Below are 21,606 nucleotides of genomic sequence, written 5' to 3' on the forward strand. Positions count from 1 at the left end.
CGGCAGACCGCGACGCACGAGACCGGAGACAGCCCGATGACCGAATCGACCCGAGACGTCACGAACCAGTTCGACGAACTGGTCGACTATAACCTCTTCGCCACCGACGTCGCGCTGCGCGACGCACTCGCCCGCGCGGGCGCCGACTGGGCCGTGCCGCGGCTCGACGCGTACGGCGCGCGGCTCGGCAGCGCCGACACCGCACAGCTCGCCGACGAAGCGAACCGCCACGCGCCGGAACTGAACGCGTTCGACCGGCGCGGCCGGCGCATCGACCGCGTCGACTTCCATCCGGCCTGGCACACGCTGCTCGGCATGTACCGCAACGAAGGCTTCGTGTCGCTCGCGTTCCGCGACACGCGCCCCGGCCGCTGGGCCGCGACCGCGGCCGGCTTCTACCTGCACGGCCAGATCGAGGCCGGCACGCTGTGCCCGGCGACGATGACGCAGGCCGCGATTCCGGTGCTGCAGAAGGAGCCGGCGCTCTGGGGCCTGCTGCGCGACAGGCTGTACAGCGACGACTACGATCCGCGCGACGTGCCGGTCGCCGACAAGCGCTCGATCTGGTTCGGCATGGGGATGACGGAGAAACAGGGCGGCTCCGACGTGCGCGCGAACACGACGCTGGCGACCCCGGTCGGCGCGGGCGGGCGCGGCGGCGAATACCGGCTGCGCGGCCACAAGTGGTTCTTCTCCGCGCCGATGTGCGACGCGCACCTGGTCGTCGCGCGCACCGAAGCAGGCAGCCCGTCATGCTTCTACGTGCCGCGCTGGCGGCCCGACGGCACGAAGAACGCGGTCGAGATCCAGCGGCTGAAGAACAAGATCGGCAACCGCAGCAATTCGAGCAGCGAAATCGAGCTGAACGACGCATGGGGGATCATGCTCGGCGACGAAGGCCGCGGCATTCCGACCATCATCGAGATGGCCACCTACACGCGGCTGAACTGCGTGCTCGGCAGCGCCGCGATGCTGCGCCAGGGCGTCGTGCAGGCGATCGCGTACACGCGCCGGCGCCACGCGTTCGGCCGCGCGCTCGCCGAGCAGCCGCTAATGCGCACCGTGCTCGCCGACCTCGCGCTCGAAAGCGAGGCCGCGCTCGTGCTCGCGATGCGCCTCGCCGACGCGTTCGAGCGCGACGACGCGCCGCGCGAACGCGCGTGGAAGCGGATCGTCACGCCCGCCGCGAAATTCTGGGTCTGCAAGCGCGCGGTCGAGCTGACCGGCGAGGTGATGGAGGTGTTCGGCGGCAACGGCTACGTCGACGATGGGCCGATCGCGCGCCTGTTCCGCGAAGCGCCGGTCAACTCGATCTGGGAAGGCTCCGGCAACGTGATGTGCCTCGACGTGCTGCGCGCGGTGTCGCGCGAGCCCGACGCGGCCGCGGCGCTGCTCGCCGAACTGGCCGACCTCGGCGCCGGCGAACCGCGCATCCGCGCGGCGCTCGATACGCTGCGCGCGATGCTCGCGGCGCCGGCCGACACGCTCGAGGCGTCGGCCCGGGTGTTCGCGCAACGGCTGGCGCTGGTCGCGCAGGCGTGCCTGCTGCGGCGCGACGCGCCCGCGTTCGTCGCCGACGCATTCGTCGCGACCCGGCTCGCCGCGCCCGACTGGGGCCGCATCGCGGGCGGCTTCGACCCGCACGCGCTCGACGTCGGCGCGCTGCTGCAGCGCGCGTACGCGGCCTGACGCGCCCGCTCGTCCTCCTCGCGTGGAGCCATGATGAACCTCGTCGCCGCCCTCGACCGCGCCGCCCGTGCGACGCCCGACAAGCCGTTCCTGATCCACGACGACACGGCGATCACGTACGCCGCCGCGCGCGAGCGTTCGCATCGCGCGGCGGCCGTGCTGAGCGCACTCGGCGTCGCGGCCGGCGACCGCGTCGCCGCGATGTGCCTGAACACGCCCGCGTTCGTCGACCTGATGTTCGGCGCGTGGCGGCTCGGCGCCGCGTTCGTGCCGATCAACCACAAGCTGCAGGCGCCGGAAGTCGACTACGTGCTCGAGCACAGCGGCAGCAAGGTGCTCCTGTTCGACGCGGCGCTCGCGCCGGTGCTGGCGCGCGTGATCCATCCGGTGCGGCGGCTCGTCACCGAAGGCGACGCCGCCGGCACGCCGAACTTCGACGCGATGCGCGCGGCGATGGACGGCGTCGCGGGCATCGAGCCGGCCGACGGCGACGTCGCGCAGATCCTCTACACGTCCGGCACGACCGGCCGCCCGAAAGGCTGCGTGCACAGCCATCGCACCGTGACGCTCGCAGCGATGCAGGCGGCGCTCGCGACCGGCATCGGCCGTAACGAACGCACGCTGATGGCGATGCCGATCTGGCATTCGTCGCCGCTGAACAACTGGTTCGGCGGCACGCTGTACGCAGGCGGCACCGTCGTGCTGCTGCGCGAATACCATCCGCTGCGCTTCCTGCAGGCCGTCGAGCGCGAACGCGTGACGCTGTATTTCGGCGCGCCGGTGTCGTATACGCTGCCGCTCGACACGATCGAGCGCTTCGCGGCGTTCGACCTGTCGAGCGTGCGCGCATGGCTGTACGGCGGCGGCCCGATCGGCGCCGCGCAGGCCGAACGGCTCGCGCATGCGTATCGCAGCAACGCGTTCTTCCAGGTGTACGGAATGACGGAAACGGGCCCGGCCGGCACCACGCTGTATCCGGACGAACAGATCGCGAAGGCCGGCTCGATCGGTCGCCAGGGCGGCCCCGGCGTCGACCTGCGTGTCGTGCGGAGCAATGGCGCCGACGCGCTGCCGGGCGACACCGGCGAGATCTGGCTGAAGGCCGACAGCATGATGCTCGGCTATCTCGACGACCCGGCCGCGACGCGCGCCGCGTTCGCGCCGGACGGCTGGTATCGCACCGGCGACATCGCGCGAATCGATCAGGATGGCTACCTGTTCATCGTCGACCGGCTGAAGGACATGATCGTGACGGGTGGCGAGAACGTCTATTCGAAAGAAGTGGAGGACGTGCTCGACGCGCATCCGGACATCGCGGAAGCGGCCGTCGTCGGCGTCCCGCATCCGGAATGGGGCGAGACGGTCGTCGCGCACGTCGTGCTGCGCGCGAGCGCCGCGCCCGATGCGGATGCGCTGCGCGCGTTCTGCGGCGAGCGGCTCGCCGCGTACAAGATCCCGCGCGAATTCGTGTTCGCGGAAACGCTGCCGCGCACGCCGACCGGCAAGCTGCAGAAGTTCCTGCTGCGCACGCGGCGCGAGCGCGAGTAACGCCGAAGCCAAAGAAAAAGCCACCGGACCCGACGGCCCGATGGCTTTTTCGCACGCGATGCGGGACGGGGCATTGCGACGCCCCCGCCCGCGCTCACGCCATGCTTACTTGCCGCCGATGCTCTTCAGCGGCTTCCACTCGCCCTTCTCGACCTTGTACATCGTGATGCCGCCGTTCTTCAGGTCGCCCTTCGCGTCGTACGCGACGTGCGACGACGTGACGCCAGCCATGTCGGTCTTCGCGAGCACCGGCAGGTACTTCGCCGGATCGGTCGAATCGGCCTTCTTCATCGCGTTGAGCATCGCCATCGCGCCGTCGTACGCGTACGGCGAGTACGTCTGCACTTCTTCGCCGAAGCGCTTCTTGTACTTGTCGGCGTAGGTCTTGCCGCCCGGCATTTCTTCCAGCGGCAGGCCTGCCAGCGATGCGATCGTGCCGTCGGCCGCGTTGCCCGCGATCTTCAGGAACGTCGGCGTCTTCACCATTTCGCCGCTCATCAGCGGTGCGGTGATGCCGAGCGTCTTCATCTGCTTGACCATCGGCGCTGCCTGCGAATCCGCGCCGCCGTAGTAGACGAGGTCCGGCTTCGCGGCCTTCAGCTTGGTCAGGATCGCCTTGAAGTCGACCGCCTTGTCGTTCGTGAATTCGCGGTCGACGATCGTCGCGCCGCCGGCCTTCGCGGCCTTCTCGAACTGGTCGGCGAGACCCTGGCCGTAGGCCGTGCGGTCGTCGACGATCGCGATCTTCTTCATGCCGAGATCCTTCGACGCGAAGGTGCCCGCCACCGAGCCCTGCTGCGTGTCGGACGTCATCATGCGGAAGGTCGTCTTGTAACCCTGCTGCGTGTATTCCGGCGCCGTCGCCATCGCGATTTGCGGAATGCCGGCGTTCGCGTAGATGCGCGAAGCGGGAATCGTCGTGCCCGAGTTGAAGTGGCCGAGCATGCCCTTGATGCCGTCGTCGACGAGCTTCTGCGCGACCGTCGTGCCGGTGCGCGGGTCAGCCTGGTCGTCCTGCGTCTCGAGCACGAACTTCACCGGCTTGCCGCCGATCTTCGGGCTGGTCGCGTTGAAGTCTTCCAGCGCGAGCGCGATCCCGTTCTGCATATCCTTGCCGTAGTGAGCCTGGGCGCCCGTCATCGGCCCTGCGTAACCGATCTTCACGTCATCCGCATGGGCCGTCCCCGCCAGCGACATGACGGCGACGAACGTCGCGCCTGCCAGCCTTTTCATCGTGTGTTGCATAGCTTCTCCTTGGTACCAGGGTAAATGGAGCGGCTTCGGGATCGCCTTGCCGCTTCCTTTGATTGATCCGAACGGCAAGGATGGTCAGCCGATCGTCATCAAATTCGCATTGCCGCCCGCCGCGGCCGTATTCACGCTCACCGAGCGCTCGGTCAGCAGGCGCTCGAGCGCGTAGTCTTCCGCGTCGCCGTTCTCGAACGCGCCCGCCGACACGCCCTGCACCGACACGATCGGGCCCGGCCGCTGCGCGACGTCCTTCACGAGCGTCTGCAGCTCGTCGCTGTCGCCTTCGAACAGCACCGCGTCGAACGGCGCGTCGGCCTGCTTGCGCACGGCCGCATGCGCCTTCAGCGCAGCCGGCAACGCGGCCACCAGCGCCTCGCCCGCGGCACCGGCGAACAGCGCGCGGTTGCCGGTCGCCAGCACCGCCGCGAACTGCGCGCGCGCACCGCTCGGCGTTGCCGCGACACACAGCACCGTGCCGCGCGGGCCGAGTGTATACGTGTTTCGCTCGCCGGTCGGGCCGGTCAGCACCGCGGTCGCACCGGCCGGCACCTGCGCCAGGTAGCCGTCGCAGCGGGCGGCCAGCGCCGGTTCGCGCTGCTCGATCAGCCAGTCGCGCAGCGCGGTCAGCGCCGTCGCCGGGTTGCTGCGCTGTTCGCCATCGACCGCGCCGTCCGCGATCAGCGTCTGCGCGAGCGAACGCGGCAGGCCCGACGGACGCGTCGCGAGCAGGCGCTGCAGGTACAGCGCGCCGCCGGCCTTCGGACCCGTGCCCGACAGCCCTTCGCCGCCGAACGGCTGCACGCCGACCACCGCGCCGATCACGTTGCGGTTCACGTAGATGTTGCCGACGTGCGCGTTCGAGATCACGTGCGCGATCGTCTCGTCGATCCGCGTGTGGATGCCGAGCGTCAGGCCGTAACCCGTCGCGCGGATCTGCTCGAGCAGCTTGTCGAGCTGGCTGCGGCGATAGCGCACGACGTGCAACACGGGGCCGAACACTTCGCGCTTCAGCTCGTCGATGCTGCCGATCTCGATCAGCGTCGGCGGCACGAACGTGCCGTGCGCGCAGGCTTCCGGCGACGGCAGCTGCGTGACGGTGTGGCCCTTGTCCTTCATCGTCGCGACGTGCGTGTCGATCGTCTGCTTCGCTTCGGCGTCGATCACCGGGCCGACGTCGGTCGACAAGCGGTCCGGGTTGCCGAGCGCCAGCTCGTGCATCGCGCCCTTGAGCATCGTCAGCGTGCGATCCGCGACATCGTCCTGCAGACACAGAACGCGCAGCGCCGAACACCGTTGACCGGCCGAGTCGAACGACGACTGCATCACGTCCGCGACGACCTGCTCCGCGAGCGCCGACGAATCGACGATCATCGCGTTCTGGCCGCCCGTTTCCGCGATCAGCGGAATCGGCTTGCCGTCCGGGTCGAGGCGCGCGGACAGCGTCTTGTTGATCAGGCGCGCGACTTCGGTCGAGCCGGTGAACATCACCGCGCGCGTGCGCGGATCGGCGACCAGCGCCGCACCGACGGTCTCGCCGGTGCCCGGCAGCAGCTGCACCGCGCCGGCCGGCACGCCGGCCTCGCGCAGCAGGCGCACGGCCTGGGCCGCGATCAGCGGCGTCTGCTCGGCCGGCTTCGCGAGCACCGTGTTGCCGGCCGCGAGCGCGGCGGCGACCTGCCCCATGAAGATCGCGAGCGGGAAGTTCCACGGGCTGATGCAGACCACGGGGCCGAGCGGACGGTGCGTGTCGTTCGAGAATTCGTCGCGGATCTGCGCCGCGTAGTAGCGCAGGAAGTCGACCGCTTCGCGGATTTCGGCGATCGCGTTCGGCAGCGACTTGCCGGCTTCGCGCACGATCAGGCCCATCAGCGTGTGCATCTGCGCTTCGAGCAGGTCGGCCGCGCGCACCAGGCAGTCGGCACGCGCATCGACCGGCGTCGCCTGCCAGATCGGTGCGGCGGCGACTGCGTGCGCGAGCGCCGCGCTCACGTGTTCGGCCGTCGCCTCGCTGACCGTGCCGACGATGTCGCGCTGGTCGGCCGGGTTGCGCACGTCGCGCGCCGGGGCGTCGGCGAGCGCGTCGTCGGCGAGCATCGGCGCCGCGCGCCACGGATGGTGCGCGCTCGCCAGCAACGCGGACGACAGCGACGCGAGACGGTGTTCGTTCGACAGGTCGAGGCCCATCGAGTTGGGACGCTCGTCGCCGTACAGGTGGCGCGGCAGCGGAATCTTCGCGTGCGGCGCGCCGAGCGGCACGACCTTCGACGCCTCGTCGACCGGATCGGCGACCAGTTCCTTCACCGACACGGTTTTATCCGCGATGCGGTTCACGAACGACGTGTTCGCGCCGTTTTCCAGCAGGCGGCGCACCAGGTACGCGAGCAGCGTTTCGTGCGTGCCGACCGGCGCATACACGCGGCACGGACGGTTCAGCTTGTCGCGGCCCGTGACTTCCTCGTACAGCGGTTCGCCCATCCCGTGCAGGCACTGGAATTCGTACTGGCCCGGGTAGTAGTTCTGGCCCGCCAGGTGATAGATCGCGGCCAGCGTGTATGCGTTGTGCGTCGCGAACTGCGGGTAGACGGCGTCGGGTGCCGCGAGCAGTTTCTTCGCGCACGCGAGATACGACACGTCCGTGTAGATCTTGCGCGTGTAGACCGGATAGCCTTCGAGGCCGTCGACCTGCGCGCGCTTGATTTCGGTGTCCCAGTACGCGCCCTTGACGAGGCGGATCATCAGGCGGTGACGGCTGCGGCGCGCGAGGTCGATCAGGTAGTCGATCACGAACGGGCAACGCTTCTGGTAACCCTGCACGACGAAGCCGATGCCGTTCCAGCCCGCGAGTTCCGGATCGAAGCACAGCGCTTCCAGCAGGTCGAGCGACAGCTCGAGACGGTCGGCTTCTTCCGCGTCGATGTTCAGGCCGATGTCGTAGCGGCGCGCGAGCAGCGCGAGCGCACGCACGCGCGGCAGCAGCTCGCTCATCGTGCGGTCCTGCTGCGAGCGCGAGTAGCGCGCGTGCAGCGCCGACAGCTTGATCGAGATGCCCGGGCCTTCGTAGATGCCGCGGCCGCCGGCCGCCTTGCCGATCGCGTGGATCGCCTGTTCGTACGACGCGTAGTAGCGCTGCGCGTCCTCTTCCGTCGTCGCCGCTTCGCCGAGCATGTCGTACGAGTAGCGGAAGCCGCGCGCTTCGTACTTGCGGCTGTTGGCCAGCGCCTCGGAAATCGTCTCGCCGGTGACGAACTGCTCGCCCATCAGGCGCATCGCCATGTCGACGCCCTTGCGGATCAGCGGCTCGCCGCCACGGCCGATCAGGCGCGTGAGCGCCGACGAGAGGCCCGCTTCGCTGTTGGTCGTCACGAGCTTGCCGGTGATCATCAGCCCCCAGGTCGCCGCGTTCACGAACAGCGACGGCGCGTGGCCGACGTGCGAACGCCAGTCGCCCTTGCTGATCTTGTCGCGAATCAGCGCATCGCGGGTCGCGCGATCGGGGATCCGCAACAGCGCTTCGGCCAGACACATCAGCGCGACGCCTTCCTGGCTCGACAGCGAAAACTCGTGGATCAGCCCTTCGACGCCGCCGCCCGAGCTCTTCTCGCGCAGCGCCTCGACGAGCTGCGTCGCGAGCGTCTGCACGTCGGCCTGCAGGTTCGCCGGCAGGCGCGCCTGGCCGAGCAGGAACGGCACGCATTCCGGTTCGGGGCGGCGATACGCGGCCGTGATCGCCGCGCGCAGCACCGATTGCGGCTGCACGTTCTGGGCGAACTCGAGGAACGGATGCGGCGAGTTGTCGTCGTCACCGTCCGGCGTCTGGCCGTCGGCGAGCTCCGTCACGCCGCTGCTGCCCGACAGTTCGGGCGGCAGCTGGCCGTGCTCGATCCGCTCGAGGTACGCGAAGATCGCCTGCTTGATCAGCCAGTGGGGAGTGCGCTCGAGACGCGCTGCCGCGTCTTTCAGGCGCGAGCGGAGAAGGTCGTCGACTTTGACGCCAAGAGTCGTGCTTGCCATGGTGGGTTCGTGCGCCGGTGCGAGCCCGGCAATGTGGTGTGAGAGGATGCGCGAAATCCTACGGCACGCAATAAAAAGGTGCAACCGAATTAAGAGATTGGTTGCACCTCGAAGTTACTCAATATAATCAGCCACTTATAAGGTCGCAACCTAGGGGTTGCCCGTGGTGGGCGGATCGGTGTTTTCCCTGATCGAGGGCGAGTTGGTGCGCGTGGGCAACCTTCGGTGTGCGCGGCGGAGGGGAAAGACGGGTTGCACTGGCCGGGTCGGCAGGTACCGCAGGTAGGTATGGAACGCGCCCGGCGGGGATCGCATGCCGCTCGGTGCGGGCGGCGGGGTTGGTGGGTTGGCGGGTTGGCGGGTTGGCGGGTCGGCGGGTCGGCGGGTCGGCGGGTCGGCGGGTCGGCGGGTCGGTGGCTCGGTGGCTCGGCGGCTCGGCGGCTCGGCGGCTCGGCGGCTCGGCGGCTCGGCGGCTCGGCGGCTCGGCGGCTCGGCAGCTCGGCAGCTCGGTACCGAGGAAGCGGCGCGCGGCACGACGACCGCCGCCGCGCCGCTCATATATCGAGCGGATCGACCTCGACGCTCCACCGCAGCACGCCCTTCAGCGCGCGCAGTTCCGGCTGCCATGCGCGCAGCGCGTGCTGCAGCGCGGCCCGCGACGCGCTTTCGAGCAGCAGCTGCGCGCGGTGGACGTTCGCGACCTTCACGATCGTCATCGGCACCGCGTCGTACACGGTCACGCGATCGGCACCCGGCAGCCCCGGCAACGCGGCCGCGGCCTGCAGCAGGAACGCGAGCGCCGCGTCGAGCGTGCGCCCTTCGGCGCGCAGCAGCGCCTGGTAGACGAACGGCGGCAGGTGCGCGTCGCGGCGCTCGCCGAGCGTCGAATTCGCGAAGCCGACGTAATCCTGCCGGCCGAGCGCGTGATACAGCGCGTGACGCGGATAACGCGTCTGCACCAGCACCTCGCCCGGCAGCCCCGCGCGCCCCGCGCGGCCGCTCACCTGCATGAGCTGCGCGAACAGCCGCTCGCTCGCGCGGAAGTCGTGCGAGAACAGCGCGGTGTCGGCATTGAGCACGCCGACGAGCGACACGCGCTGGAAGTCGTGCCCCTTCGCGATCATCTGCGTGCCGACCAGGATGTCGACTTCACCGGCGTGGACATCCGAGAACAGCGCCTGCGCACTGCCCTTGCGCCGCGTGCTGTCCGCGTCGATCCGCAGGATCCGTGCGCCCGGCACGGCCTCGGCGAGCGCCTCCTCGATGCGCTGCGTGCCGCGCCCGAGCGGCGCGATGTCGACGTTCCCGCATTCCGGGCACGAACGCGGAATGCGCGCTTCCCAGCCGCAGTGATGGCAGCGCAACGCGTGCTCGGGTTTGTGCAGCACGACATAGGCGCTGCAGCGCGGGCAACCGGCGACCCAGCCACACGCGTCGCACGCAAGCTGCGGTGCGTAGCCGCGCCGGTTCAGGAACACGAGGCTCTGCTCGCCGCGCTCGAGCCGCGCCTTCAGCGCCGCGACGAGCGGCCCCGACAGCCCGCCCATCGACGCGCGCCCGCGCCGCCGCTCCTCTTCGAGATCGATCAGCCGCACGGTCGGCAGCGTCGCGTCGGCCACCGCGCGGCGCGACAGCGTGAGCCGCGTGTAGCGCCCCTGCTCGGCCTGCCACCAGGTCTCGAGCGACGGCGTCGCCGAACCGAGCACGACCGGAATGCCGAGATGCTTCGCGCGCCACACCGCGAGATCGCGCGCCGAATAGCGCAGCCCTTCCTGCTGCTTGTACGCGGGCTCGTGCTCCTCGTCGACGACGATCAGCGCGAGCGTCGGCAGCGACGCGAGCACCGCGAGCCGCGTGCCGAGCACGATCCGCGCGCGGCCCGTGTGCGCGGCGAGCCAGTTGCGCGCGCGTTCGCCTTCGGCGAGCCCGCTGTGCAGCGTGACGATCGCGTCGTCGGCGAGCGTGCCTGCGAAGCGCGCGCGAAACGCGGCCTCGAACTGCGGCGTCAGGTTGATTTCGGGCACGAGCACGAGCGCCTGCGCGTCGGGCCGCGCATCGAGCAGCGCGGCGAGCGCATGCAGATACACCTCGGTCTTGCCGCTGCCGGTCACGCCATGCAGCAGGAACGGCGCGAAGCCCTGCGCGGCGCGGATCGCGTCGAGCGCCTCGACCTGCTGGTCGGTGAGCGCCGGCGGCACAGTTCGTCCACCGGTTGTCGACAGGTTATCCACAGCTTTGGGCACAGGCGCGTCGGCCCAGCCGATTTCCTCGATCGCGACCCAGCCGCGCGCCGCCCAGTCGTCGAGCGTGGCCGCCGCCTTCGGGTGCAATGCGCGCGCATCGGGCAGCGTCAGCGAATCGGTGTCGGCGAGTGCCTGCGCGAGCCGCCGCAGCGCGGCCCCGCGCGCGGGCAGTGCGTCGGGGAGCGCCGCGCGGCCGGCTTCGGTCAGCCGGTGACGCACTTCGGGCGCCAGCAGCCGCCCCCAGCGCTCCGCGTCGCGCAGCGCCTGCGGCAACGCCGGCAGCGCGACTTCACCGCGACCGCGCTGGTAGTAGTCGGCCGCGAAGGAGACGAGCGCAAGCCAGTCCGGCGCCAGCGGCGGCAGCTCGGTACAGATCGCGTCGATTGCCCGCAAGCGGGACGGCGGCACGTCGGTGTGAGTCGTCACTTCGCAGACGAGGCCGACGACCTGCCGCTTGCCGAACGGCACCTGCACCAGGGTGCCTGGCTCGGGCGCCGGCTGGACGTCGCAGCGGTAGTCGAACAGGGTGGCGAGCGGATGGTCGAGGGCGACCCGCAGGTAGGTGCCGTCCATCACCGCGCTCCGGCGGCAGCGCACAGCGCACGGACGACTTGCATCCGAGTCCGCATCACGGTGACGGACTTAAAGTAAAACTTCAGATTCGGCGCTAAGTTTTGGATTCGCATTAGGAATCGCCGTATACCCTGACCAGCCTGTGGATAACTTTGTTGAGAACTCCCCGTCCAATCGCCGCAAAGCGCGCGGGGCCGTGCTTTCCGCTGTTTCCGGCCGCCGTGTGCCGCGCCCCGCGGAGCCTTATTCCATAAGGCTGCTATTCAAATTACCCAACCATAGCGAGACAATTCGACCGATGCAGGGCTCTACCGCGCTGCAACGTGGAAAATGTGCATAAGTCAAGTCTTGACAAGCGATGGATCGGCAACCGGGGCGGGGTTGCGCCCTGTTTAGCGCCGACAGCGAAACGCCGTCATCCCGCAGCGCAGCATGACAGCGCTTGCGCTCAGCCCGCCGCTCCGCTACGAATCTTGCGGCTGTGCGTGTGCACTTCGTCGACGAGTTCGGCGACGTGGTCGGGCGACGTGAACTGCGAGATGCCGTGGCCGAGGTTGAATACGTGGCCGGGATGATTGCCGTAGCTGTCGAGTACCGCGCGGGCCTGCTCGCGCACCGCGGCCGGCGGCGCAAACAGGATCGTCGGGTCGAGGTTGCCCTGCAGCGCAACGCGCCCCGCGACACGCTCGCGTGCGGCGCCGAGGTTGACCGTCCAGTCGAGCCCGACCGCGTCGACGCCGGTCGCCGCGATTTCCTCGAGCCACAGCCCGCCGCCCTTCGTGAACGTGATCACCGGCACGCGCTCGCCGTCGTGCTCGCGCTTCAGTTGCGCGACCACCCGGCGGATGTAGTCGAGCGAGAAGCGCTGGTATGCGCCGTCCGCCAGCGCGCCGCCCCACGTATCGAAGATCATCACGGCCTGCGCGCCGGCTTCGATCTGCGCGTTCAGGTACGCGGCCACGGCCTGCGCGTTCACGTCGAGGATGCGGTGCATCAGGTCGGGGCGCGAATACGCCATCGACTTCACCGTGCGGAAGTCGTCCGACCCACCGCCTTCGACCATGTAGCACGCGAGCGTCCACGGGCTGCCCGAGAAGCCGATCAGCGGCACGCGCTGGCGGCCCTGGCCGTCGGTCAGCGCGCGGCGAATCTCGCGCACGGCGCCCGTCACGTAGCCGAGCGTTTCCTCGATGTCGGGCACCGCGAGCTTCGCGACATCGGCCTCGGTGCGCACCGGATGCGCGAACTTCGGCCCTTCGCCGACCTGGAAGTCGAGGCCGAGGCCCATCGCGTCGGGAATCGTCAGGATGTCCGAGAACAGGATCGCGGCGTCGAGCGGGAAGCGCTCGAGCGGCTGCAGCGTCACTTCGGTCGCGTAATCGGGATTCTTCGCAAGGCCGAGGAAGCTGCCGGCGCGCGCGCGCGTCGCGTTGTACTCGGGCAGGTAGCGGCCAGCCTGGCGCATCAGCCAGATCGGCGTGTAGTCGGTCGGCTCGCGCAGAAGCGCACGCAGGAAGGTGTCGTTGAGCAGGGTATGGGCCACGGTAGGAGCGACGATGCGAAGGCAAAGCGGCATTTTACCGGAGCGGGGCCGCACGGCTGCGTATGTCGATGCGATGGCGGCCATATGACGCGCGCGATGGCTCCGTTATGATCGGACGCTGATATCGAACCGATCCACGGAGGAGACCGATGAAGACATTTGCCACGCGCGCCGCACTCGCCGCCGCCACCCTGCTTTGCTGCGCCGCCACGCACGCGCAGGGTACGACCGCACCGTCGTCCGCGGCCGCGGCCGGCTCGCGGCTCGACGACGTGCTCGCACGCGGCACGCTGCGCGTGTGCACGACGGGCGACTACAAGCCGTATTCGTACTACCGGAGCGACAGCCGCTTCGAAGGCATCGACATCGACATGGCCGAGTCGCTCGCGAAATCGCTCGGCGTGAAGGCCGACTTCGTGAAGACGAGCTGGTCGAACCTCACCAGCGACTTCGTCGCGAAGTGCGATATCGCGGTGGGCGGCGTATCGACGACGCTCGAGCGCCAGAAGCGCGTGTTCTTCACGCAGCCGTACGTGGTCGACGGCAAGACGCCGATCGTGCGCTGCGCGGACGCCGACAAGTACCAGACCGTCGCACAGATCGACCGACCCGAGACACGCGTGATCGTGAACCCGGGCGGCACCAACGAGCGCTTCGCGAAGCAGTTCTTCACGCACGCGAACCTGACCGTCTACCCTGACAACGTGACGATCTTCAAGCAGATCATCGCGGGCAAGGCGGACGTCATGGTGACGGACGCATCCGAGACGCTGCTGCAGCAAAAGCTGAATCCGGGCCTGTGCTCGGTGCATCCGGACAAGCCGTTCCAGTTCGGCGAAAAGGCGTACATGGTGCCGCGCGGCGACGTCGTGTTCCAGCAGTATGTCGACCAGTGGCTGCACCTCGCGCTGTCGACCGGCGAATACCAGGCGATCGCCGACAAGTGGCTGAAGTAAGCACGATCGCGGGCGGCAACGGCGGCCGATAGCAGACACGCCCCCGCTATCGCAGCAGGCGAACGGGGCGCGGGCGGTAGTATGGCCGTCCGCCGCCCCCCGTTACACACGGCGCAGGGGGCTGAAGACGTAAAATCGCGAAAATTGGCCGAATAGCCGACTACCGCGCGCGCCGATCACGTTTCAAAATCTTTCTGACGAATGAATCGTCATATGCGATATGTGCCGCGCGATGCACATTCGGGCGTGTAAATCGGCCATTCACCGATGCTGATACGCATGAAAAACGCATTATGTGCAACCGCTGAAAACTCTGCGGAAAAGATGGGTAAATATGACCTTTTTCAGGACCCCGAAAACAGCAAAAAATCCCGGAAAGCCTTATCTGGCGGGCGTTACAACCTGAAACACTTTGTTACCGCGAGGGGTGAGCAATTCGCCCACAATGGCCTCAACGGTTTCAACACGGATGCGGTCTCGTGTGCCAAGTGTGAGCGGACGCGAAGCGCTGCGAGCCAGTCGGTCACGTACCGAAGCCCTTCCGAGGGGCATCCCTGTTGGAGTCGTTTCCGGCCCCCCGCCGGATCCGGTTTCATCTTTGGTCTCCTCGCGCTAACCCCGTAGCGTGTGGTTTTTAGCGGGCTAATAAGCCCGCTTTTTTTCGTCCATCGAAAACGCAACGGCCCGCAGGCCGCCGCGTTTTTCCTGCCGCCGGCCAACCGGCCTCTCACGCGGTCTTCTGCACGTTCAGCTTCAGTTCCTCGATCATCCGGTCGCGCATCACGAACTTCTGCACCTTGCCCGTCACCGTCATAGGCAGCTCGTCGACGAAGCGGATGTAGCGCGGAATCTTGTAGTGCGCGATCTGGCCGCTGCAGAACGCGCGCACGTCGTCCTCGGTCATCTGCTCGTCCGCGCGCAGCACGATCCACGCGCACAGCTCCTCGCCGTATTTCGGATCGGGCACGCCGAACACCTGCGCGCTCTGAATCTTCGGATGCCTGAACAGGAATTCCTCGATCTCGCGCGGATACACGTTCTCGCCACCGCGGATCACCATGTCCTTCAGCCGACCGACGATATTGCAGTAGCCGTCCGCGTCGAGCGTCGCGAGGTCGCCCGTATGCATCCAGCCGTCGACCAGCACCTCGCGCGTCTTCGCGTCGTCGTCCCAATAGCCGAGCATCACCGAATAGCCCTTCGTGCACAGCTCGCCCGTCGCGCCGACCGGCACGATCTCGCCGTTCGGATCGACGATCTTCACCTCCAGGTGCGGCTGGATGCGCCCGACCGTCGTCGTGCGCTTCTCGAGCGGATCGTCGGTCGAACTCTGGAACGACACGGGGCTCGTCTCCGTCATCCCGTACGCGATCGTGATCTCGCGCAAATGCATCTGCGACACGACGCGCTTCATCGTCTCGATCGGGCACGGCGAGCCGGCCATGATGCCGGTGCGCAGCGTCGACAGGTCGAACTTCGCGAAGTCCGGATGATCGAGTTCCGCGATGAACATCGTCGGCACGCCGTGCAGCGCGGTACAGCGTTCGTCGGCCACGGCCGCGAGCGTCGCGACCGGATCGAATGCCTCGCCGGGGAACACCATCGCCGCGCCCTTCGACACGCACGCGAGCACGGCCAGCACCATCCCGAAGCAGTGATACAACGGCACCGGGATGCAGAGCGAATCCTGTTCGGTGAAGCGCATCGCCGCCGCGATCGAGCGTGCGTTGTTGACGACGTTGCGGTGCGTGAGCGTCGCGCCCTTCGGGCTGCCGGTCGTGCCGCTCGTGAACTGGATGTTGATCGGCTCGGTGGCCACGAGCGTCGCGCCGATCGCGTCGAGCCGAGCGACATCGAGCGTGTCGCGGCCGCGCGCCATCACGTCCGCGAAGCGGAACATGCCGGCCGGCGCCGCCTCGCCCATCGAAACGATCGTTCGCAGGCTCGGTACGCGCGCCGCATGCAGGTCGCCCGGCGTCGCGCTCGCGAGCTCAGGCGCGATGGTCTGCAGCATCTCGACGTACGCGGACGTCTTGAAGCGCTCGGCCGCGATCACGGCCTTGCAGCCGACCTTGTTCAGCGCGTATTCGAGTTCCGCGAGCCGGTAGGCCGGGTTGATGTTGACGAGCACCGCGCCGATGCGCGCGGTCGCGAACTGCGTGAGCAGCCATTCGCTGCGGTTCGGCGACCAGATGCCGACGCAGTCGCCCTTCACGATCCCGAGCGCGGCGAGGCCCGCCGCGAGCACGTCGACCTCGTGTGCGAATTCGCGCCAGGTCCAGCGCACCTGCTGTTCGCGAAATACGACGGCCGGACGATCGGGAAAGCGGCCGGCCGTGTCGAGCAGGAACCGGCTGATCGTCGCTTCGGATAGCGGCACGTCGGTCGCGCCGCGCACGTACGACAGTCCGTTTTCGGGCGCGATCAGCGCCCCCTTGCCAAGGTCTGCTGCCATCGATGTCTCCGTCCGTTTTTGTCTGATCGGCCCGGCGCGCGGCTCGCGCGCCTGCCTGCTCCGCCACGATCGCGGCGGACTGCCTCTGCCGGATGATGCCGCGCTCTGCTGACGACACTCTGACATCAAATCGCGGCGGACGGATGAAATAGCACGACCGGACGATACGATCCGGCCCGCAAAAAACAGACGAAAACGACGGGCGAAAAAAAAGCAGCCCGAAGGCTGCTTTCTTTCGCGGGATACGCGCGCGCGGCTCAGTGCCGGCTGCGGATCTTCGCCAGACGCTGGATCGCTTCGAGCTGCGCCATCGCGGTCGCGAGCTCGGATTGCGCCTTTGCGAGGTCGAGGTCCGACTTCGCGTTCTGCAGCGTTTCCTCGGCACGCTTGCGCGCTTCCTCGGCTTTCGCCGCGTCGAGGTCCTTGCCGCGGATCGCGGTATCGGCGAGCACCGTCACGGCGCCCGGCTGCACTTCGAGAATGCCGCCTGCGACGAACACGAATTCGTCGTTGCCGCCCTCGACTTCGATGCGCACCGCACCCGGACGAATCCGGGTGATGAGCGGCGTGTGGCCCGGCAGAATGCCCAGCTCACCCGTTTCGCCCGGCAGCGCGACGAATTTCGCCTCGCCCGAGAAGATCTGCTCTTCCGCGCTGACGACGTCTACTTTGATGGTTGCCATATCGACTCCAATCTCATCCACGGGTTGAGCGTATTGCGGCCGGCGCGAGCAGCCGGAACAAAGTCATCGCTGACTGATTGCTCCGGCCGGCACACGCCGGCTTGCGACTCACTCAAGCCGTTACTGGATCTTCTTGGCCTTTTCGAAGGCTTCGTCGATCGTGCCGACCATGTAGAACGCCTGTTCCGGCAGGTGGTCGCACTCGCCGTCGACGATCATCTTGAAGCCACGGATCGTTTCCTTCAGCGGCACGTACTTGCCCGGCGAGCCCGTGAACACTTCAGCGACGTGGAACGGCTGCGACAGGAAACGCTGGATCTTACGCGCACGTGCGACCGACAGCTTGTCTTCCGGCGACAGTTCGTCCATGCCCAGAATCGCGATGATGTCGCGCAGTTCCTTGTAGCGCTGCAGCGTCTGCTGAACGCGACGGGTGATCGAGTAGTGCTCTTCACCGATCACGTTCGGGTCGATCTGGCGCGACGTCGAGTCCAGCGGGTCGACCGCCGGGTAGATACCCAGCGAAGCGATGTCACGCGACAGAACGACGGTTGCGTCCAGGTGGCCGAAGGTGGTTGCCGGCGACGGGTCGGTCAAGTCGTCCGCAGGGACGTACACGGCCTGGACCGACGTAATCGAGCCCTTCTTGGTCGACGTGATGCGCTCTTGCAGCTTGCCCATTTCTTCAGCCAGCGTCGGCTGATAGCCCACTGCCGACGGCATACGGCCGAGCAGTGCCGACACTTCGGTACCGGCCAGCGTGAAACGGTAGATGTTGTCGACGAAGAACAGCACGTCGAGGCCTTCGTCACGGAAGTGCTCGGCCATCGTCAGGCCGGTCAGCGCGACGCGCAGACGGTTGCCCGGCGGCTCGTTCATCTGGCCGTACACCAGCGCGACCTTGTCGAGAACGTTCGAGTCCTTCATTTCGTGGTAGAAGTCGTTCCCTTCACGGGTACGCTCGCCCACGCCCGCGAACACGGAGTAACCGCCGTGTTCCTTCGCGATGTTGTTGATGAGCTCCATCATGTTGACGGTCTTGCCCACGCCAGCACCGCCGAACAGGCCAACCTTGCCGCCCTTCGCGAACGGGCAGATCAGGTCGATGACCTTGATACCCGTTTCGAGCAGTTCGGTCGACGGCGACAGTTCGTCGAACGCCGGAGCCTTCTGGTGGATCGAACGCGTCGTTTCGCTTTCGATCGGGCCGGCTTCGTCGATCGGACGGCCGAGCACGTCCATGATACGACCGAGGGTCGGCTTGCCGACCGGAACCGAAATCGGCTTGCTCGTGTTCTTCACGGTCAGGCCGCGGCGCAGGCCGTCGGATGCACCCAGACAGATGGTACGGACCACGCCGTCGCCCAGCTGCTGCTGGACTTCGAGCGTCAGTTCCGAGCCATCGAGAATGAGCGCGTCGTAGATCTTCGGCATGCTGTCGCGCGGGAATTCCACGTCGATAACGGCGCCGATGCACTGTACGATCTTGCCTTCTACCAAAGCAGCAGTACTCATCGCTTTTCCTTTAAATACCTGATTCTTTACTCGCGCAAGGGCGCAGTTGTCGTCCGTGGCGCGCGCTTAAACAGCGGCTGCGCCGCCGACGATCTCCGACAGTTCTTTCGTAATCGCGGCCTGGCGGCTCTTGTTGTACACGAGCTGCAGTTCGCTGATCACCGTCTTCGCGTTGTCGGACGCGGCCTTCATCGCGACCATCCGCGCCGATTGCTCGGACGCCATGTTCTCCGCGACGGCCTGGTACACCAGCGCCTCGACGTAACGCACGAGCAGTTCGTCGACGACTGCCTGCGCGTCCGGCTCGTAGATGTAGTCCCACGACGTGGCCGGCGTACCGTCATCGGCTTCGAAGTGTTCCGACGACAGCGGCAGCAGCTGCTCGATCACGGCTTCCTGCTTCATCGTGTTGACGAAGCGCGTGTAAGCGATATAGACCGCCGACAGCTTGCCTTCCGAGTACAGATCGAGCTGCGTCTTCACGGCGCCGATCAGCTTGTCCAGATGCGGGGTGTCGCCGAGGTGCACGACCTGCGACATCACCTTCGCGCCGAAGCGGTTCAGGAACCCGAGGCCCTTGCCGCCGATCGCGGTGGCTTCGACCTTCTGGCCCTTCTCTTCCAGCTCCTTGAACTTCTGCACCGTCGCACGCAGCACGTTGGTGTTCAGACCGCCGCAAAGACCCTTGTCCGTCGTGACGAGGATGATGCCGGCCGTCTGCGCGCCGTCGTTTGCCACCATGAACGGGTGGCGGTACTCCGGGTTCGCACGGCTCATGTGCGCGGCGATGGCACGGACCTTGTCTGCATACGGACGAGCGGCGCGCATGCGTTCCTGCGCGCGACGCATCTTCGATGCAGCCACCATCTCCATCGCCTTCGTGATCTTGCGCGTGTTCTGCACGCTCTTGATCTTGCCGCGAATTTCCTTCATTCCAGCCATAGCTTGCTCCTTGACCGAAGCGGCGCGGGCGCATCAGCACCCGCGCGGCCTCAGTGTGTCACTCGCGGATCAATAGGCACCGGACTTCTTGAAGGATTCGATCGCCGAGCGCAGTGCGCCTTCGTCGTCCTTCGAGAGATCCTTGGTGTCTTCGATGCGCTTGATGAGGTCAGCGTGGCTGGTCTTCAGGTTGTCGCGCAGGCCCTTCTCGAACGACAGCACTTGCTTGACGTCGAGATCGTCGAGGTAGCCGTTGTTCGCGGCGTACAGCGACACGGCCAGTTCCCAGACCTGCAGCGGCTGGTACTGCGGCTGCTTCAGCAGTTCCGTCACGCGGCGGCCGCGCTCGAGCTGCTTGCGGGTCGCTTCGTCGAGGTCCGATGCGAACTGCGCGAATGCGGCCAGTTCACGGTACTGCGCGAGGTCGGTACGGATACCGCCCGACAGCTTCTTCACGACCTTCGTCTGAGCGGCGCCGCCGACTCGCGACACCGACACGCCGGCGTTGATTGCCGGGCGGATGCCTGCGTTGAACAGGTCGGTTTCCAGGAAGATCTGGCCGTCGGTAATCGAGATCACGTTCGTCGGAACGAACGCGGTCACGTCGCCAGCCTGCGTTTCGATGACCGGCAGTGCCGTCAGCGAGCCGCTCTTGCCCTTCACTTCGCCGTTCGTGAACTTCTCGACGTACTCTTCCGACACGCGAGCAGCACGCTCGAGCAGACGCGAGTGCAGATAGAACACGTCGCCCGGGTATGCTTCACGGCCCGGCGGGCGGCGCAGCAGCAGCGAGATCTGACGGTATGCCCAAGCCTGCTTGGTCAAGTCGTCATAGATGATCAGCGCGTCTTGGCCGCGGTCGCGGAAGTATTCGCCCATCGTGCAGCCGGCGTACGGCGCGAGGTACTGCATCGCTGCCGAATCCGAAGCCGAAGCGGCGACGACGATCGTGTATTCCATCGCGCCCGTTTCTTCGAGCTTGCGAACCACGTTCATGATCGACGAAGCCTTCTGGCCGATCGCGACGTAGATACAGATCAGGTCCTTGCCCTTCTGGTTGATGATCGCGTCGAGCGCCACGGCGGTCTTGCCGCACTGACGGTCGCCGATGATCAGCTCACGCTGGCCACGGCCGATCGGCACCATCGCGTCGATCGACTTGATGCCCGTCTGCACCGGCTGCGACACCGACTTACGCCAGATCACGCCCGGGGCGATCTTTTCGATCGCGTCGGTCAGCTTCGCGTTGACCGGGCCCTTGCCGTCGATCGGGTTGCCGAGCGCATCGACCACGCGGCCGACGAGTTCCGGACCAACCGGGACTTCGAGAATGCGGCCCGTCGTCTTGACGATGTCGCCTTCCGAGATGTGTTCGTATTCGCCGAGAATCACCGCGCCGACCGAGTCGCGCTCGAGGTTCAGCGCGAGGCCGAACGTGTTGCCCGGAAACTCGAGCATTTCGCCCTGCATCACGTCCGACAGGCCGTGGATACGCACGATACCGTCGGTCACGGAGATCACGGTGCCCTGGTTGCGAACGTCTGCGCTCGCTTCAAGGCCCTGGATCCGGCTCTTGATCAGCTCGCTGATCTCAGAGGGATTGAGTTGCATTATTCGCTCCTGATAGTCAATTCTGTTGCGTGCCGGCGTGGCGCTCAGGCGGTCAAGGCAGCCTGCATCGATGCGAGGCGCGCGCGAACCGAGGTGTCGAGCACTTCGTCGCCGACCGTCACGCGCACGCCGCCGATCAGCGACGAATCGACTTCGACCGTCGGCTTCAGCTTGCGCTTGAACTTGCGTTCGAGGCCAGAGACGAGGCTTTCGAGATCCGCGCCGTTCAGCGGGAACGCGCTCACGATCTCGGCGTCGGCTGCACCTTCACGTTCGTTCTTGAGCGCCTCGAACTGCTCGGCGATTTCCGGCAGCAGCGCGATGCGATGATTGTCGACCAGCATCTGCACGAAGTTCTTCGCTTCGGCGCCGGCCGCGACCGGCGACTTCACCGCAGCAAGCAGCAACTCGGCTACTTGCGTGCGCGTCACCTTCGGGCTCGACGCGACCGACAGCACTTCCGGCAGACGCGCAACCTGGGCCAGCTCTTGCACGAGCGTGGACCAGGCGGCGATGTCACCTCCCTCGGCCACGCGGAACAGCGCTTCTGCGTAAGGGCGGGCGATGGTTGCAAGTTCGGCCATGA

General features: G+C 67.1%; 13 protein-coding genes. 3 read left to right on the forward strand and 10 right to left on the reverse strand.

The window, feature by feature from the left end; all coding sequences use genetic code 11:
* Nucleotides 1-36: 36 nt before the first annotated feature.
* Together DIE12_RS09235 and DIE12_RS09240 are read left to right on the forward strand one after the other, a co-directional pair.
* Nucleotides 37-1,689: an acyl-CoA dehydrogenase family protein gene (locus tag DIE12_RS09235; RefSeq protein ID WP_124520450.1), complete on the forward strand. Its 1,653-nt coding sequence runs from the start codon at nt 37-39 to the stop codon at nt 1,687-1,689.
* 33 nt (nt 1,690-1,722) lie between these two features.
* Nucleotides 1,723-3,237, forward strand: a complete 1,515-nt coding sequence (locus DIE12_RS09240; protein WP_124520512.1) for a class I adenylate-forming enzyme family protein — start codon at nt 1,723-1,725, stop codon at nt 3,235-3,237.
* Between the two features lie 105 nt (nt 3,238-3,342).
* Here the strand turns inward: DIE12_RS09240 and DIE12_RS09245 are convergent, their stop codons facing one another.
* The 4 genes from DIE12_RS09245 to hemE all read right to left on the reverse strand — a co-directional run bounded on the left by DIE12_RS09245 (nt 3,343) and on the right by hemE (nt 12,858).
* A complete protein-coding gene (locus DIE12_RS09245; RefSeq protein WP_124520449.1) occupies nt 3,343-4,482 on the reverse strand; it encodes a branched-chain amino acid ABC transporter substrate-binding protein in 1,140 nt (379 codons plus the stop codon).
* Between the two features lie 84 nt (nt 4,483-4,566).
* Nucleotides 4,567-8,499: a trifunctional transcriptional regulator/proline dehydrogenase/L-glutamate gamma-semialdehyde dehydrogenase gene (gene putA / locus DIE12_RS09250; protein WP_044849064.1), complete on the reverse strand. Its 3,933-nt coding sequence runs from the start codon at nt 8,497-8,499 to the stop codon at nt 4,567-4,569.
* A 554-nt stretch (nt 8,500-9,053) separates the two neighbouring features.
* Nucleotides 9,054-11,315 (reverse strand): primosomal protein N', encoded by a 2,262-nt coding sequence (locus DIE12_RS09260; RefSeq protein ID WP_124486826.1) that lies wholly within the window; start codon nt 11,313-11,315, stop codon nt 9,054-9,056.
* 448 nt (nt 11,316-11,763) lie between these two features.
* Nucleotides 11,764-12,858 (reverse strand): uroporphyrinogen decarboxylase, encoded by a 1,095-nt coding sequence (hemE, locus tag DIE12_RS09265; RefSeq protein ID WP_311766328.1) that lies wholly within the window; start codon nt 12,856-12,858, stop codon nt 11,764-11,766.
* A gap of 149 nt (nt 12,859-13,007) precedes the next feature.
* On the opposite strand from hemE, the gene DIE12_RS09270 reads away from it, so the two are divergent.
* Nucleotides 13,008-13,814, forward strand: coding sequence for a transporter substrate-binding domain-containing protein (locus DIE12_RS09270; RefSeq protein ID WP_124520448.1), 807 nt, complete (start codon nt 13,008-13,010; stop codon nt 13,812-13,814).
* A 727-nt stretch (nt 13,815-14,541) separates the two neighbouring features.
* Here the strand turns inward: DIE12_RS09270 and DIE12_RS09280 are convergent.
* The 6 genes from DIE12_RS09280 to DIE12_RS09305 all read right to left on the reverse strand — a co-directional run bounded on the left by DIE12_RS09280 (nt 14,542) and on the right by DIE12_RS09305 (nt 21,604).
* A complete protein-coding gene (locus DIE12_RS09280; RefSeq protein ID WP_124520447.1) occupies nt 14,542-16,269 on the reverse strand; it encodes an AMP-binding protein in 1,728 nt (575 codons plus the stop codon).
* Between the two features lie 257 nt (nt 16,270-16,526).
* Entirely contained in the window at nt 16,527-16,952 is a 426-nt protein-coding gene (locus tag DIE12_RS09285; RefSeq protein WP_006477288.1) for a F0F1 ATP synthase subunit epsilon, read from the reverse strand.
* Nucleotides 16,953-17,072: 120 nt separating this feature from the next.
* Nucleotides 17,073-18,467 (reverse strand): F0F1 ATP synthase subunit beta, encoded by a 1,395-nt coding sequence (gene atpD, locus DIE12_RS09290; protein ID WP_044845237.1) that lies wholly within the window; start codon nt 18,465-18,467, stop codon nt 17,073-17,075.
* A 66-nt stretch (nt 18,468-18,533) separates the two neighbouring features.
* Nucleotides 18,534-19,409, reverse strand: a complete 876-nt coding sequence (gene atpG, locus DIE12_RS09295; protein ID WP_034209645.1) for a F0F1 ATP synthase subunit gamma — start codon at nt 19,407-19,409, stop codon at nt 18,534-18,536.
* Nucleotides 19,410-19,478: 69 nt separating this feature from the next.
* Nucleotides 19,479-21,020, reverse strand: a complete 1,542-nt coding sequence (atpA, locus tag DIE12_RS09300; protein WP_014895499.1) for a F0F1 ATP synthase subunit alpha — start codon at nt 21,018-21,020, stop codon at nt 19,479-19,481.
* 44 nt (nt 21,021-21,064) lie between these two features.
* Nucleotides 21,065-21,604 carry a F0F1 ATP synthase subunit delta gene (locus tag DIE12_RS09305; protein ID WP_014895498.1) on the reverse strand — a complete coding sequence of 180 codons (540 nt, stop codon included), beginning with the start codon at nt 21,602-21,604 and terminating at the stop codon, nt 21,065-21,067.
* Nucleotides 21,605-21,606 lie beyond the last annotated feature (2 nt).

It is taken from the genome of Burkholderia sp. Bp9015 (assembly GCF_003853505.1).
Lineage (GTDB): Bacteria > Pseudomonadota > Gammaproteobacteria > Burkholderiales > Burkholderiaceae > Burkholderia.

What these genes read in the sequence shown, in the direction of transcription:
- atpA (WP_014895499.1), bottom strand. Translation starts at nt 21,020, where the DNA reads ATGCAACTCAATCCCTCTGAGATCAGCGAGCTGATCAAGAGCCGGATC.
- atpD (WP_044845237.1), bottom strand. Translation starts at nt 18,467, where the DNA reads ATGAGTACTGCTGCTTTGGTAGAAGGCAAGATCGTACAGTGCATCGGC.
- DIE12_RS09240 (WP_124520512.1), top strand. Translation starts at nt 1,723, where the DNA reads ATGAACCTCGTCGCCGCCCTCGACCGCGCCGCCCGTGCGACGCCCGAC.
- atpG (WP_034209645.1), bottom strand. Translation starts at nt 19,409, where the DNA reads ATGGCTGGAATGAAGGAAATTCGCGGCAAGATCAAGAGCGTGCAGAAC.
- DIE12_RS09245 (WP_124520449.1), bottom strand. Translation starts at nt 4,482, where the DNA reads ATGCAACACACGATGAAAAGGCTGGCAGGCGCGACGTTCGTCGCCGTC.
- DIE12_RS09235 (WP_124520450.1), top strand. Translation starts at nt 37, where the DNA reads ATGACCGAATCGACCCGAGACGTCACGAACCAGTTCGACGAACTGGTC.
- DIE12_RS09305 (WP_014895498.1), bottom strand. Translation starts at nt 21,604, where the DNA reads ATGGCCGAACTTGCAACCATCGCCCGCCCTTACGCAGAAGCGCTGTTC.
- DIE12_RS09260 (WP_124486826.1), bottom strand. Translation starts at nt 11,315, where the DNA reads ATGGACGGCACCTACCTGCGGGTCGCCCTCGACCATCCGCTCGCCACC.
- putA (WP_044849064.1), bottom strand. Translation starts at nt 8,499, where the DNA reads ATGGCAAGCACGACTCTTGGCGTCAAAGTCGACGACCTTCTCCGCTCG.
- DIE12_RS09280 (WP_124520447.1), bottom strand. Translation starts at nt 16,269, where the DNA reads ATGGCAGCAGACCTTGGCAAGGGGGCGCTGATCGCGCCCGAAAACGGA.
- DIE12_RS09285 (WP_006477288.1), bottom strand. Translation starts at nt 16,952, where the DNA reads ATGGCAACCATCAAAGTAGACGTCGTCAGCGCGGAAGAGCAGATCTTC.
- DIE12_RS09270 (WP_124520448.1), top strand. Translation starts at nt 13,008, where the DNA reads ATGAAGACATTTGCCACGCGCGCCGCACTCGCCGCCGCCACCCTGCTT.